A 13,274-nucleotide genomic window follows, 5' to 3' on the forward strand; every position below is an offset into this window, starting at 1 on the left:
GACATAGAGGCACCCCCCCCGCCCCGCGGGCACGGGGGGGCACACTCCGGTTCACCTGGGTGGCTGTCTACTGATCAGCCGGCGTGATGCGACGGCCCGTCATGCTCGTGGGCCGGATCGACACCCACGTCTCGCGCTCACCGCCGGCCCAGGGGGTGGTGTGCGCATGCTGGGTGAGCTTGCGCACGGCCTCCGGCTTCGTCACCACGCTCGCGGGGCCGACGGCGAGCACGCTCCAGCCCTGGCTCATGGCGTCGTCCACGTGGTCGACCTCGAAGGCGACCTCCGTCCCCGCTGCCGGGGCCGCCACGGAGTCGGGCGCGGTCCGGAAGACGATGGCGTCGTCGACCATCTCGTAGTTGACCGGGACGACCACTGGGCGGCCGTCGGATGCCGACATCGCGACGCGCCCCACGCCGTGCGTGGACAGCAGGGTCCGGCACTCCTCCGGGGCCAGGCTCCGCAGCCGGGGGTGGAGCAATGCATGTCCCTGACCGGGTGGAAGATCCATGCTTCCGCCACGGAGTGCGGCGACCGTCGTGCCCAGCGCGTCGGCCAGCCGGATGAGAGTCGCCAGACTCGGGTCAGAGGGCTGCTCCTCCAGGTAGGCGAGGTAGTCGGGCGACATCATGGCACGGCGTGCCGCTTCTACAAGGCTCAGCCCCTGCCGTCGGCGTTCGACCCCCACACGCCGTCCGATGTCGCCGGGATTGGCCGCTCTGGCCGACCACGGGGCGGTGAACACGCTCTCCGTCTCGTGTGTGTCTGGCAGCGGCTCAGGCCCGGCCCCTGAGTGTTCATGTCCGAGATGGTGAATGTGGGCGTCGGGCCCGGGAAACACGAGCGTCACTTCATCCGTGTCCGACCAACGCACATCGTAGGGAGGTGTTCCGTCCTCGTGGTGGAGTCCGACGATCTCGCCATCGCGGCTGGCTGCGCCGGTCGCCGGACTTTCGACGACGAGTTGATCGCCAAGGTGAGCTCGCATGATCGCCGCCCTCTCCTCAGAATGGTGCTGTATCCAACCTGCCACGCGGACCAAACCGCCGCACGAGGCGGCGGCGGCCGCGTCTCCGCGAGGTGGGCGGGCCCGTTTCCGGGAGGCGACATGCACCACCGAACGGTCGAGGAGCTGATGAGCCGGGACGTCGTCCGGGCGCGGCGTGACACGCCCTTCAAGGAGCTCGTCAGACTGCTGGAGGAAAACGGCGTCACCGCCGTGCCCGTGGTGGACGAGCTGGACCGTCCTCTGGGCGTGGTGTCCGAGGCCGACCTGCTGCGCAAGAGCGCCGACCAGGCCGACCCCTCGGGCAGGACACCCATCCCGCACCTGGAGGCCTGGGAACAGGCCAAGGCCGAGGGCTCCCGCGCCGAGGAACTGATGTCCGCTCCCCCGGTGTGCGCACGTCCGGAGTGGACCGTGGTCGAGGCCGCCCGCCTCATGGAGACCCAGAACGTCAAACGACTGCCCGTGGTGGACGAGACGGACCGGCTCCTCGGCATCGTCAGCCGCGGCGATCTGCTGCGGGTCTTCCTCCGCCGTGACGAGGCCATCCGTGAGGAGATCACCGGCGACCTGTTGCGGCGAACCTTGGGACTCGATCCACGGGACGTGAGCGCGGAGGTGCGCGACGGGCGGGTGACCCTCGCCGGCACCGTCGGCTACCGGAGTCTGATCCCCGTAGTCGACCAGTTGTGCCGTGGCGTCGACGGCGTGGTGTCGGTCTCGGGGAATCTCTCCTACAAGAAGGACGACTCCCGGAAGGCATCCACCGACACTTGAGTCGGGCCGCCTTCAGTCCCCGAGTTCAAGCGGGGCGCCCAACGGTCTGAGGAATGCTGGGACGGGCCGCCGTCATGCCTTGGACGTCGCGTTCGGTGGCGTTCAGCAGTTGGTGGGCGAGAGGTCGTGCACAGCCCTCCCTGCCGCCAATTCGTCGCCGATCCCCGGCACGTTCGTGTCCGCCGGACTGCATTGCGCGGTTCCGTGCCCGGTGAGCGCCGTGTGCCGGTGCCAGCGTGATCTGTGCCTTCGTCGTCCGTGGTCGTCTTCGAAGAGGTGGAGACGCACGCTCCACTGTCCGGTGTGCGACATCGTTCTCTCCTTTACCTGCGTGTTCGCGAGCGGCTCGAGTGGAGCAGCGGCGCTCCAGGCGACCGCAACGGACGGGTGGGACGTCTGGAAACTGGGGGTGGGTGGCATCCAGTCGGCCACTGGGCGGCCCCCGGTCTTTCCGCGACCAGACTCCAGCGCGCATCGGCCACAGGGCCGAAAGTCCCCAACCAACCGGCGACCGACTCCGGAAGCCGACTGCGTCCCGTTCCCCCCGCGGTAGGGGGGTTCACAGCTGAGGGACGACGGCGACGGGACACGGTGCGTGATGCAGTAGCGCGTGGTTGATCAGGCCGAGCTGCAGGCCTGTGTGTCCAAGTCGTCGACGGGCGCCGACGACCAACAGATCCGCCGCCGACGCGGCTTCCAGCAGCGCTGAGCGAGCCGGTTTCTCGATGAGCCTCCTGCTCACCGCCGAGTCTCGGTAACGCTGAGCAGGGTGGCGCAGAGCATCGTCGAGGACCTGCGCCGGCGGGCGCCGGTGGGCCTCCAGGAACCACGACGGGGCCTGTGGGGTCGTACAAGCACCGGACGGTGCACTCCAGGCATGCACCGCGACGAGTGGGCAGCCTCGTACATGCGCCTCGCGCAACGCGAAGTCGACGGCCGTACCGCTGCCTTCCCCGTCCTCGATGCCCACGACCACGTTTCCGAACCGGGCAGCTCGATGCTCCGGGGATCCGCGCACCACGACGACCGGACAATCGGCACATGCCGCGACGGCGAGGCTGACCGAACCCAGGAGCATGCCGTCGAGATCTCCGAGTCCCCTGGACCCCAGCACCAGCGCGAAGGCATTGCGGCCTTTGCCGACCAGAGCCGAAGCCGCGTCCTCGTTCGAGACCTCGCTGGACAACCGGACCACTGGAGCGCACTTCTGAGCGCGCGCGGAGGCGGCGCTGATCACGTGGGACGCTTCCAGCTCTCCGGCCGCCGCGTGCAGCAGATGGAGCGGGACCCCGTGCCGGGCCGCCTCGGCAGCGGCCCATTCGACCGCCTCCAGACTCGCCTCGGATCCGTCGACGCCCACCACCAGGGGAATCGTCACCGCCCGTCTCCTCTCGTGCCGGATTCCACGATCTCGCCGCTCCACCGCGGCCCCCGCATGCGCCACGGTGAAGCACAAGGGATCCTCGAAGGGAGAGAGGCCTCGCGCCCGGTATGCAGGTGACGCACGATCCATGCATCTGGCCGGACTCGTCCGCCGCCCCCTCCAGCTTCTTACGAGACGGAGGCCGTCGCCATGCCACCAGCAGTCGTCACCGCAGGCCTCATGGCACGTCGGCGAGCCTGGCCGATGCCCGCTGGGCCGCCACCGCACGGACGAGGACGCCGCACACCACGGGCGCTTCCCAGTCGCCGCCGTTCCTCATGACCGAGTCCGGCCTCCGCGCGTCTCCGGCCGACGCGTCGGCGCTGCAGTCGGCCGCCAGGCACGACAGCGAGCCGCCCCGGCGCGCCGGGGTGTGCGAGACCCACACCGCGACGTTGTTCTTCGTCGGCGATCGGGCCTACAAGGCCAAGAAGCCGGTTGACCTGGGATTTCTGGACTACACCACGGTCGAGGCGCGCCGGGCCGCGTGTGAGCGCGAAGTAACCCTCAACCGCCGGTTCGCTCCCGACGTCTACGTAGGCCTGGGCGAGTTCCGTGGCCCGGATGCGGAGGCGCCTGAACCGGTCGTGGTCATGCGCCGCATGCCGGAGGACCGCCGCCTCTCCCGTCTCGTACGAGCAGGTGTTCCCGTGGACGACGTCCTTCGGACTCTCGCCCGGCACCTGGCGGCGTGGCATGCCGCCGCACCCCGAGGTCGCGACGTGGACGAACAGGGCACGCGAGACGCGCTGTTGGCACGATGGGAGGCGAGCTTCGCACAGCTGCACGCGCTGGCCGCGGAGGGAGCAGTGCCGGAGCACGTGACGGAGATCGAGCGGCTGGTGCACCGCTATCTCGGCGGCCGTAAGCGGCTGTTCGACAGCCGTATCGAGCAGGGGCGGGTGGTCGACGGCCACGGCGACCTTCTCGCTGAGGACGTGTTCTGCCTCGATGACGGCCCCCGGGTCCTGGACTGCCTGGAGTTCGACGACCGTCTCCGCTACGTCGACGGCCTGGACGACACCGCCTTCCTGGCCATGGACCTGGAACGGCTCGGCTTCCCGGACGCCGCGGCGTACTTCCTGGCCAGGTACGGCGAGTACTCCGCGGATCCCGCGCCCCCTTCCCTGTGGCACCACTACATCGCCTACCGAGCCTTCGTCCGTGCCAAAGTCTCGGTGATCCAGGGCCGCCAGGGAGCGCCCGGCGCGGACGCATCGTCCCGGAGCCTTGCCGCCATGGCACTGTGCCACCTGCGCACCTCCACCGTCGGCCTCACGCTCGTCGGCGGACTGCCGGGCAGCGGGAAGTCCACGCTCTCCGGAGCGCTGGCCGACCGGCTGGGGGTGACCCTGCTCAGCAGCGACCGCATCCGCAAAGAACTCGCGGGCATCCCGGCGGAGCAGTCCGCCGCAGCCAGCTATGGGGAAGGGCTGTACAGGCCCGAGTGGACGGCCAGGACGTACGCCGCCCTGCTCGACCGCGCAGCCCTGCTGCTGTCCTCCGGCGAGTCCGTCGTCCTCGACGCCACCTGGTCCGATCCCCTCCAGCGTGAGGCAGCGGTGCAGGTGGCCGAACGCGCCAGCGCCGACCTGGTGGCCCTGCACTGCCATGTGCCGACCGACGTGTCCGCAGCCCGCCTGAGCACGCGCGCTCCCGGCGCCTCCGACGCCGACGCCGGGATCGCCGGCGCCATGGCTGCGAAGGAACCGCCGTGGCCTGCAGCCGTCCCGGTCGACACGAGTGGCGCGCTGGAATCTGCCGTCGCCCGGGCTCTGACGGCGGTACGCCCGTGGCGCAACGCTCAGGCCCCGGTCTTCCGTCGCCCGTACATGGAGCCGGACTGAGGTGCACGGGCGGCCATGTTGCCCGTGGACACAGTGGGGGGTGACCGTGGAGTGGGTGGAGCGAGGAGTGAAGTCGGTGCGAGCGCTCGTTTCGTCCACCCCGTGGTTGCTGGAGCTGATGAAGTTTGGCCTGTCTGCCACGAAGCTGCGACGATGCCATCTGCTTCTCGCGGAGGGCATTTGTTCGTTTTCGTGTGTGCGGGGTGCGGCGCTGAGGTGACCAACCCACTGTCCCGGGTCGCCCTGCCGGCCCACGCTCATCAGAAGTACGGGAACGGAATTCAGCTCCCAGTGCTGATGGAATCGGGCACGTTCGCCGTGGAGCCGGAGCCTTGGGGACCGCCGTGGCGGAGATGGGAGGAGATCCATCCGGACGAGGCGGTGGCCCGCGGCATCTATGCGCCGGTACACGTCCTCTCCGACGGCGCCCCCGGCTCGATCGTCATCGCACCTGGCGACGCCTGCGGCACCCTGCTGATCCCGGAGCGGGCCGGCGGCTACTGTTGCGGCCTCGACGGGGCAGACGGTCCCAACATGGCATGTGAGAAGTGCGGCCTGCCCGTGGCGAGCCGAATCGACGACTGCTCACTCTGGCAGGCGGTATGGCTTGCCCCCAAAGCCGTGCGCCGCATCCGCGTCGACGGCGGCGACTCCGCACCACTCTCCCGGGCAGAGCTGTTGGAGGAGGGGATGTGCACTCCTCCGTTCGAGCCGGTCGCCACATGGGGGTCGCGGCTCGGGCCGAACCACTTCTGGTCGTGGAGTCCGCAGTGGGAGGCCGCGGCCGGTCGGGCACTTGCTCACCTGCTAGCGGCCTCGGAGGGCCGGCGGGTAACCGTCCCGGACGGTCTGAGCAAGGAGGTGTTCCAACGCGCCCTCGACGCCTTGTTGCCCGCGGGTCCGCCGGCACGGCGCGCTGTCCTGGCCGGACCAGGACAGCCCACCCCCCACGCGGACCCTGACATCGTCCTCGTGCCGACCCATCCGCAGACCGGAGAGACTTGGAAGCTGGCAGACCCTGCCCCTAAGGCGTACCCGGTGCCTGTGCCGTTCGGGGTGTGGCTGTGGCTGGCCTTCCCCAAGCCGCACCTGCCAGTTCCCGCGTCGGGCGGCATGCCCGACGGCGTCCTCCGCGACGACCCGCCCGCACCGCGTCCCCGGTACTTGTTCCGGGCCGATCCTGGCGCGTTTCAGCACACCCTGGTCCGGCTACCGGCCGTCCGCAGCTCGTGGTTTCGGGAGATCCTCGAGAACCTTACGCAGCACATGCACGCTGGCCTCTTCTAGCGGACTGCCCACAAGGTGCCGGTAGTCGGTCTCTGACTTGCTCCGCAATCGAACAGCGCCGGACAGCGGTGCCTCCCAAAGTGGTGAACATCTGCTGCCCGTTCTCAGGTTCTGGTCCAACTTCTGTGGAGCTCTCACGCTCTGTAACCTGCCGGGACTGGATGGCCCTTCGTGACTCGTTGACAGACCTGTTTGGGATCATGCCCACATGGACTTCGACCTCGCCCCACCGACTGGCGTTGGCCCGTTGCAGATCGGTATGACTCGGCACGCGGCCAACGCGGCGCTGGACTCGCTCCGCGATCTCTCTGCGATCTCGGAGTCTGATCGGCCGGGGCAGCACGTCTTCCGTCCCAGCGGGCTGATGATCAGCATCGACTGCATGCGAGACATGCTTGAGGCCATCGAGTTGGGAAGGCCGTCATCCCAGACGGACCGAGTGTTGTTTCAGGGTGTGGACGTGTTCGCGCTTCCGGCCCGTGAGGTTGTCCAGCGCATGGGCGAGTTCACCTCGATCGAGGAAGACCCTGACGACGTTGCTTCATTCATTGCCCCGGACTTGCTGCTGAGCTTCTGGCGTCCATTCGCAGCCGACGATGAGCCCGAGGAAGAGCAGGGCTACCACTTCAGCTCGGTCCTGCTGGCACGGCCTGGCTACTACGACACCCCTGCTCAGGCCGCGGAGCGACTCCAACAGAGCTCGTGACAGGCCCGTCAGGACGCTAGCAAGACTCGTTTCCGCAAGAGGCCGAACCCGGCCCGACCGTACATCTGGCGCTTGATCATTTTGATCCGGTTGACGTGGCCTTCGACGACGCCGGAGCTCCACGGCAGTGTGAGGCCGGCGGTGACGGCGGCGAGATCGCGTTCGAGGCCGTTGACGAAGGTGTGGAGGCTGGGTAGGTCGTCGGCGCGGACCGCCTTGATCCACTGAGGCAGCTGGTCGCCCTGGAGCTGGGTGAGCATCTTTCCGAACGCGCGGACGTGCCAGGTGAGTGCATCCAGTTCGGGGCAGCCGGCGAGGACGGCTTTGAGCTTCAGGCGCTCGCTCTCCGGCAGGGTATCGGGGTGGGTCAGGATCCAGCTGGTGACCGTGCGTGGGGACGGTGGGCGGGATGCTGGTGCAGTTGGGGTTGTGCGGAACGGTTGGAGGTGCGCGCGGACGGCTCCGTAGCCGCCGGTGTAGCCGTGAGCCTTGAGCTCTTCCCAGAGGGTCCAGGCGTTCGTGCAGCCTTCGGCCCATCGCTCGTGCAGGTAGGGCTTGAAGTCGTCGAGCTTGGTCGGGCGGTTCTGCCACTGCCCTTGGAAGAGGTCTTCCGGCCTGGCGGCGTCGGCCAGCCGTTGGACGGTTCGGTAGGTCATGCCGAGCTGGCGCTGGATCGAGCGTCGGCTGTGGCCTGCAACCAGCAGCGCGTGGACGGTGGCGTGCTTGGCCCGGGTCCGATCGGCGAAACGGTGCCCGGTTGGCCATGGCGACCCGCTCTCGACCGGGGCCGGCGCCTTCTCCGGCACCGACTCTACGAAGGTCACACGGAGGCACCGGCGGTGGTGGGAGACACACCGCTCGGCCGCTTCGCCGAGGTTGCGCCACAGGTGGAACCGGTCGGCGACCTGGACCGCAGTGGGCGCCCCGATCCTGGCCCCCTCGGCGAAGAACGGAGCACGGTCACGGCAGACGACCTCGATCCCCCGGCGTTCGGCCAGCCAGGCCGCGACAGTGCCCGCCTCACGATCCGGCAGCAGGTCAACCGGCCTGCGAGTCTCGACGTCGACCAGCACAGTCCCGTAGACACGGCCCTTTCGCATCGCGTACTCGTCGACACCGACCACCCGTGGGACCTGTGGCTGGGGTTCCGGGAGGGCATCGACCAGCCGCAGGACCGTATTCCGGCTGATCTTCGCCCCGAAGATGTCGGCCAGCCTGGCACCGGCACGGCCGGCTAATGCGAGGCCGATCTCGGCCAGGACTGACCGCATGCGTTCGGTCCGCTGGCTGTACCGCCGGGTCAGGCCCGCGACCTGTTCGACGAACGTCCGGCGCACGCAGGAGACGTCCTTGCACGTGAAGCGCCGGACACGAAGTCGCAGCACCACCCGCCGTCCCGCTACGGGGAGGTCAGCAGGAAACCGCAGGTAAGAGCCGTGCACTTGCCCTGACCAGCTCCCACAACCCGGGCACCGAGCCCCAGCCGTCCGACATCTGACACCGACCCGAATCACCTCGCCATCGTCCTGCACCGACTCCACCCTGATCCCCGGATCCGCCAGGAAGAGCAGCTCTTCCAGCCGGAGTAGTACCTCGCGCACAGCCCAGAACCATCAGCCCGGATGTCGTCGGCACCAGCAGTTTCCAGACGATCCCGCGAGATCTACCAGCAAGATCAACAGTCACAGGGAGTAGGCACACCACAGAAGTTGGACAAGAACCCGTTCTCATGAACAAAGCCACAGGTCGTACGGACCGGTCCTCGGTGTGGTCCGCATCAGCATGCGCAGGGCCGTCGGCGCCGCGTACCAGACACTCACCCGCTGCTCGGCGAGGATCCGGTACCAGCGGCGGGCGTCGTAGTCGCCTTCGTCCACCACGACCGTCACGCCGTGCATGAGCGGGGCGATGACCCCGTAGGACATTCCGGTGACCCACCCCGGATCGGCCGTGCACCAGAACACGTCGTCCTCATGGAGGTCGAGGGCGTACAGCGCGGTCGTGTAGTGGGCTACGGCCGCCTCGTGCACGTGCACCGCGCCCTTGGGGACCCCCGTCGTGCCGCTCGTGAAGTGCAACAGGGCCATGTCGTGGGGCGATGTCGGCGGGATGGTGAAGGTGGTCGGCCGCGTCGGCCATGAGCGTGTCGAGGGACAGGGTGCCAGGCAGCTCGTCCGCCCCGTCACCGACGATCAGCACGTAGCGCAGGGTGGCGAGGCCGCGGTGTCGCGCGGCGACCTTCCTGCGGAACAGGTCCGCCGTGGTCACCAGCACCTGCGCGTCGCCCAGCGTCATCCGCTGGAACACCGGGTCCGGCCCGAACGCCGAGAACAGCGGGCACAGCACACCGGTGTTCTTCAGGGTGCCGAGTACCACGGTGTACAGCTGGAGACAGCGCCCCAGCAGCGTCACCACCCGGTCGCCGTGACCGACCCCGAGGCCGCGGAGCACGTTGGCGAAACGTGCCGTCGAACGGGCCAACTCACCATAAGTCACCGAGGTGACGGAGTCGTCCCGACCGACGCAGCGCAGCGCGACCGCCGTTGCATGGCCGGATGCCACGTGCCGGTCAACGGCTTCGTGCGCGATATTCAGTCCCCGCCCGCCGGGCAGCCCCTCCAGCCTGCTCCGCGCCGCCTGCCACGAGAAGTCCGCGCACTCCTTGTCGTAGTCGCGCAGATTGGGGGCGACACGCGGCGGGGCATCCTTACGGATGGTCTCCCAGGGCATGGCGGCCCTCCTTCCTTCGGGCCTGCTCCTACCACAGCACAGCCAGTGGCCGCCGGCACCTGCAGAGTCCGATCAGCGAGGCCTCGGCCTATGGGCAGCGAGGCGCTCGCGGGCTTCGGTATAGGCGTCCGTGTCGATCTCTCCCGAGGCATAGCGCCGGTCGAGGATCTCCTCCGGGGTCTCCCGGGGCTCGTCGTCCGCCAAGCTGTGGCTGCGATGAGAGGCGCCATCGGTCATGGCGTGCGTCAGACGGATCACGGCCCACACGGCGAGGACGATCAGTGCGATCCACAGCAGAGGCATGAACGTCATCCAGGCCCAGCCGCCGTACCAGTACATCCGGGCCACCTCCCCTGCGTGATTTCGAACAGCGTCCCTTGTGGTCATGGTGAGCCTCCGCCGGGCTGCGTCACCACGGGCCATTCGGCCTCGCTCCCGAGCCGATCGGCACGTCGTGTGGCCGTCGGCCGTGATCCACCTCCCGCCACCCGGCGCTGCGGTGGCTCGGGGCAACGGAACCAATGGATCCCGCGTACGGGCCCGGGTGGCTCTGTCGGCGCGGCACCATGCCGGAAATGCTGACATCGTGGGCTTGTGGGGACGGCGTGGTTCGATGTGCCGTCCGCTGCGATAAAGGAGGTCGGTCATGAGCGCCGACGCCGAGGTGAACACCCCCCGGCCACCCGCATCCGACGAGCTCGTCATGGGCAAGGACGGCATGGGCGCGCTCGTGGACGTGCTGGTCCGGCGCGGATTCACCGTGGTCGGACCCACTGTGCGGGACGGCGCGATCGTGCTGGCGGAGCTGCTGTCGGCCGACGAGCTGCCGTACGGATGGGGCGTGGAGCTGGAGGCCGGGCGGTACCGCCTGCGGGAGCGGTCGGATGGCGCGGCCTTCGCGAACGCGGCGGGTCCCCAGTCCTGGAAGTCCTTCCTGCATCCGGCGCGCATACGGGAGTGGAGCGCCGACCGGGTGGAGGGGGAGCTGGTCCTCACCGCCGACCAGGCCCCGCCCCCGCGGTACGCCTTCCTGGGTGTGCGCCCCTGCGATCTGCGGGCCATCGCCATCCAGGACCAGGTACTGACCGGCGGCGCGTACCGCGACGCCACCTACCAGGGGCGGCGCTCCGGGGCCCTGCTGATCGTGGTCGAGTGCACGGAGCCCGGCGCCACGTGCTTCTGCGTCTCCATGGGCACCGGGCCCGCTGCCGGTCCCGGCTACGACCTGGTGATGACCGAGGTGGTTGACGAGGACGGCCACCGCTTCTGGATTCGCAGCGGCAGCCCGGAAGGCGCGGAGATCCTGGCCGAACTGCCCGCCCGTCCGGCCGACCCGGAAACCCGGGAGACGGCTCGCGCAGCCGTCACAGCCGCCGCGGACCGCATGGGACGGACCATGCCTGAGGCGGATCTGCGGGAGCTGATGGCCGGCACGCTCGACGCGCCCCGCTGGGACGATGTCGCCGGGCGGTGCCTGACGTGCGGCAACTGCACCATGGTGTGCCCCACCTGCTTCTGCACCACCACCGAGGACGTCACGGACCTCACCGGCGACCACGCCGAGCGGTGGCGGTTGTGGGACTCCTGCTTCGACCTGGACTTCTCCCAGCTGCACGGCGGTCCGGTCCGCGCCTCCTCGCGCAGCCGCTATCGGCAGTGGATGACCCACAAACTCGGTACCTGGTACGACCAGTTCGGCTCGTCGGGCTGCGTGGGCTGCGGGCGCTGCATCGTGTGGTGCCCGGTCGGTATCGACATCACAGAGGAAGCGGCTGCCCTGCACGAATGGACGGCAGCGGAGCCTCGGGGGGGATGACCACCGTGCCGCCCCCGCTGCCCTATCGCGTCGCCGCCACCTGGGCCGAGACCGCCGACACCCGGTCGATCGAGCTGGTACCGACCGGGGAGGCACTCGCCCCCTTCGCACCGGGACAATTCGCGATGATCTACGCGTTCGGGGTCGGCGAGGTGCCCATCTCCGCCAGTGCCCTGCGCGGCCGCCACGGGGGTCTTGTGCACACCGTGCGCGCGGTGGGCGCGGTCTCGACCGCGCTGTACCGGCTGCGCCCGGGTGACAGCGTCGGACTCAGCGGGCCGTACGGCACCGGCTGGGACCTCGAAGCGGCAGCCGGACACGACGTTCTGGTGGTCGCCGGCGGCATCGGCCTGGCTCCGCTGCGGCCGGTCGTGCACACGGTCCTGGATCGGCCGGCGGACTACGGCCGGCTCACCGTCCTGGTGGGCGCCCGCACCCCCGCCGACATTGTCTTCCAGGACGAGATCGAGAGCTGGCGCGGCCCGGCCCAGGTCGAGGTGACCGTCGACCGCCCCGGTCCGGGCTGGCAGCGCGCGGTGGGCGTCGTCACCACGCTTCTGGACCGTCTCGCCCTGCGTCCCGAACGGACGTGCGCACTGGTGTGCGGACCCGAGGTGATGATGCGGCACACCGCACGCGATCTCGTGACCCGCGGGCTGGTCCCGCACCGCGTCCAGGTGTCCCTGGAACGGAACATGCACTGCGCCACCGGCCACTGCGGCCACTGCCAGCTCGGCCCGCTCCTGCTGTGCCGGGACGGCCCGGTCGTCGGCTACGTCCGTGTGGTAGATCTGCTCCTCGTGAGGGAGTTGTGACATGGTCACCGACCTCGGCCCGGTCATTCGTACACGGCCGACACTCGCGGTGTGGAAGTTCGCTTCGTGCGACGGCTGTCAGCTGACCCTCCTGGACTGTGAGGACGAACTCCTCGGCCTCACCGAACGCGTCCGGATCGACCACTTCGTGGAGATGACACCGGCCGAGGGCGCAGACCGGGAGCGTGCCCGGCCGGCGGGCCGAGGGCCCTACGACCTGTCCCTGGTCGAGGGGTCGATCACCACCGCCGAGGACGCCGTGCGGATCCAGCACGTCCGCCGCATCTCCCGGTACCTGGTGACGATCGGAGCCTGCGCCACTGCGGGCGGCATTCAGGCACTGCGCAACTTCGCCGACGTCGACGACTTCCTCGCCGCCGTCTACGCCCAGCCGCAGTACATCGCCACCCTGGAGACCTCGACACCGATCTCGGCCCACGTGCCGGTCGACTTCGAACTGCGGGGGTGCCCCATCGACCGCCGCCAGCTTCTCGAAGTCATCAACGCCTACCTGGCCGGTCGCAAACCCCAGATCTCGAACCACAGTGTCTGCTTCGAGTGCAAAAGGCGCGGCACCACCTGCATCACCGTGGCCCACGGCACCCCCTGTCTCGGCCCGGTCACACACGCCGGCTGCGGTGCCATCTGCCCCGCCTACGGACGAGGCTGCTACGGCTGCTTCGGACCGTCGAGCAAGCCCAATCTGCGCTCCATGATCGCGCAACTGCGCCACGACGGGATGAGTGAGCGGGACATCCAGCGTGTCTTCCGCACCTTCAACGCCGCGTCGCCGGAATATGCCCCCGTACCCGACCTCGCGGCCGAGGAGCAGCAGAGCCCTCCGGCCTGAAGGCCCCCCGCCCGGAA

At 69.3% G+C, this 13,274-nt stretch carries 14 protein-coding genes; 7 read left to right on the forward strand and 7 right to left on the reverse strand.

Annotated elements, in window-relative coordinates:
* Nucleotides 1-67: 67 nt before the first annotated feature.
* Nucleotides 68-988 (reverse strand): DUF1918 domain-containing protein, encoded by a 921-nt coding sequence (locus OG776_RS04520; RefSeq protein ID WP_329323652.1) that lies wholly within the window; start codon nt 986-988, stop codon nt 68-70.
* Between the two features lie 120 nt (nt 989-1,108).
* Between OG776_RS04520 and OG776_RS04525 the strand changes: the two genes are divergently transcribed.
* Nucleotides 1,109-1,783 (forward strand): CBS domain-containing protein, encoded by a 675-nt coding sequence (locus OG776_RS04525; protein WP_329319052.1) that lies wholly within the window; start codon nt 1,109-1,111, stop codon nt 1,781-1,783.
* Between the two features lie 102 nt (nt 1,784-1,885).
* Here OG776_RS04525 and OG776_RS04530 read toward each other — a convergent pair whose 3' ends face one another.
* The gene (locus tag OG776_RS04530) at nt 1,886-2,203 is read right to left on the reverse strand and encodes a dsRBD fold-containing protein (protein ID WP_329323653.1); all 318 of its coding nucleotides are present in this window, start codon (nt 2,201-2,203) and stop codon (nt 1,886-1,888) included.
* 139 nt (nt 2,204-2,342) lie between these two features.
* A complete protein-coding gene (locus tag OG776_RS04535; RefSeq protein WP_329319054.1) occupies nt 2,343-3,161 on the reverse strand; it encodes a universal stress protein in 819 nt (272 codons plus the stop codon).
* 416 nt (nt 3,162-3,577) lie between these two features.
* On the opposite strand from OG776_RS04535, the gene OG776_RS04540 reads away from it, so the two are divergent.
* The 3 genes from OG776_RS04540 (at nt 3,578) to OG776_RS04550 (ending at nt 7,046) form a co-directional block, all read left to right on the forward strand.
* On the forward strand, nt 3,578-5,053 hold the full coding sequence (locus OG776_RS04540; RefSeq protein WP_329323654.1) for a bifunctional aminoglycoside phosphotransferase/ATP-binding protein: 1,476 nt from the start codon (nt 3,578-3,580) through the stop codon (nt 5,051-5,053).
* A gap of 180 nt (nt 5,054-5,233) precedes the next feature.
* The gene (locus OG776_RS04545) at nt 5,234-6,340 is read left to right on the forward strand and encodes a hypothetical protein (RefSeq protein WP_329319056.1); all 1,107 of its coding nucleotides are present in this window, start codon (nt 5,234-5,236) and stop codon (nt 6,338-6,340) included.
* A gap of 208 nt (nt 6,341-6,548) precedes the next feature.
* Complete coding sequence (locus OG776_RS04550) at nt 6,549-7,046, forward strand: hypothetical protein (protein ID WP_329319058.1); 498 nt, start codon at nt 6,549-6,551, stop codon at nt 7,044-7,046.
* Nucleotides 7,047-7,054: 8 nt separating this feature from the next.
* Here OG776_RS04550 and OG776_RS04555 read toward each other — a convergent pair whose 3' ends face one another.
* From OG776_RS04555 to OG776_RS04570, 4 genes are all read right to left on the reverse strand, one after another.
* Nucleotides 7,055-8,647: an ISL3 family transposase gene (locus OG776_RS04555; protein WP_222723778.1), complete on the reverse strand. Its 1,593-nt coding sequence runs from the start codon at nt 8,645-8,647 to the stop codon at nt 7,055-7,057.
* A 126-nt stretch (nt 8,648-8,773) separates the two neighbouring features.
* Nucleotides 8,774-9,133: an AMP-binding protein gene (locus OG776_RS04560; protein WP_329319061.1), complete on the reverse strand. Its 360-nt coding sequence runs from the start codon at nt 9,131-9,133 to the stop codon at nt 8,774-8,776.
* Nucleotides 9,018-9,776, reverse strand: coding sequence for an AMP-binding protein (locus OG776_RS04565; RefSeq protein WP_329326363.1), 759 nt, complete (start codon nt 9,774-9,776; stop codon nt 9,018-9,020). The genes OG776_RS04560 and OG776_RS04565 overlap by 116 nt, the downstream gene beginning before the upstream one ends.
* 72 nt (nt 9,777-9,848) lie before the next feature.
* A complete protein-coding gene (locus tag OG776_RS04570; protein ID WP_329319065.1) occupies nt 9,849-10,115 on the reverse strand; it encodes an SHOCT domain-containing protein in 267 nt (88 codons plus the stop codon).
* A 307-nt stretch (nt 10,116-10,422) separates the two neighbouring features.
* Here OG776_RS04570 and OG776_RS04575 point away from each other — a divergent pair, with 307 nt between their 5' ends.
* Genes OG776_RS04575 through OG776_RS04585 form a run of 3 tightly spaced genes read left to right on the forward strand, consistent with a single transcriptional unit; the run spans nt 10,423 to nt 13,257 of the window.
* Complete coding sequence (locus tag OG776_RS04575) at nt 10,423-11,592, forward strand: 4Fe-4S dicluster domain-containing protein (RefSeq protein ID WP_329319067.1); 1,170 nt, start codon at nt 10,423-10,425, stop codon at nt 11,590-11,592.
* Nucleotides 11,589-12,407, forward strand: a complete 819-nt coding sequence (locus tag OG776_RS04580; RefSeq protein ID WP_148008250.1) for an FAD/NAD(P)-binding protein — start codon at nt 11,589-11,591, stop codon at nt 12,405-12,407. The genes OG776_RS04575 and OG776_RS04580 overlap by 4 nt, the downstream gene beginning before the upstream one ends.
* 1 nt (nt 12,408) lies before the next feature.
* Nucleotides 12,409-13,257, forward strand: coding sequence for an oxidoreductase (locus OG776_RS04585; RefSeq protein WP_148008249.1), 849 nt, complete (start codon nt 12,409-12,411; stop codon nt 13,255-13,257).
* The last annotated feature ends 17 nt before the right edge of the window (nt 13,258-13,274 follow it).

It is taken from the genome of Streptomyces sp. NBC_01689 (genome assembly GCF_036250675.1).
In the GTDB taxonomy this organism is placed as follows: domain Bacteria; phylum Actinomycetota; class Actinomycetes; order Streptomycetales; family Streptomycetaceae; genus Streptomyces.

What these genes read in the sequence shown, in the direction of transcription:
- OG776_RS04520 (WP_329323652.1), bottom strand. Translation starts at nt 988, where the DNA reads ATGCGAGCTCACCTTGGCGATCAACTCGTCGTCGAAAGTCCGGCGACC.
- OG776_RS04525 (WP_329319052.1), top strand. Translation starts at nt 1,109, where the DNA reads ATGCACCACCGAACGGTCGAGGAGCTGATGAGCCGGGACGTCGTCCGG.
- OG776_RS04530 (WP_329323653.1), bottom strand. Translation starts at nt 2,203, where the DNA reads ATGCCACCCACCCCCAGTTTCCAGACGTCCCACCCGTCCGTTGCGGTC.
- OG776_RS04550 (WP_329319058.1), top strand. Translation starts at nt 6,549, where the DNA reads ATGGACTTCGACCTCGCCCCACCGACTGGCGTTGGCCCGTTGCAGATC.
- OG776_RS04560 (WP_329319061.1), bottom strand. Translation starts at nt 9,133, where the DNA reads ATGGCCCTGTTGCACTTCACGAGCGGCACGACGGGGGTCCCCAAGGGC.
- OG776_RS04565 (WP_329326363.1), bottom strand. Translation starts at nt 9,776, where the DNA reads ATGCCCTGGGAGACCATCCGTAAGGATGCCCCGCCGCGTGTCGCCCCC.
- OG776_RS04570 (WP_329319065.1), bottom strand. Translation starts at nt 10,115, where the DNA reads ATGTACTGGTACGGCGGCTGGGCCTGGATGACGTTCATGCCTCTGCTG.
- OG776_RS04575 (WP_329319067.1), top strand. Translation starts at nt 10,423, where the DNA reads ATGAGCGCCGACGCCGAGGTGAACACCCCCCGGCCACCCGCATCCGAC.
- OG776_RS04580 (WP_148008250.1), top strand. Translation starts at nt 11,589, where the DNA reads ATGACCACCGTGCCGCCCCCGCTGCCCTATCGCGTCGCCGCCACCTGG.
- OG776_RS04585 (WP_148008249.1), top strand. Translation starts at nt 12,409, where the DNA reads ATGGTCACCGACCTCGGCCCGGTCATTCGTACACGGCCGACACTCGCG.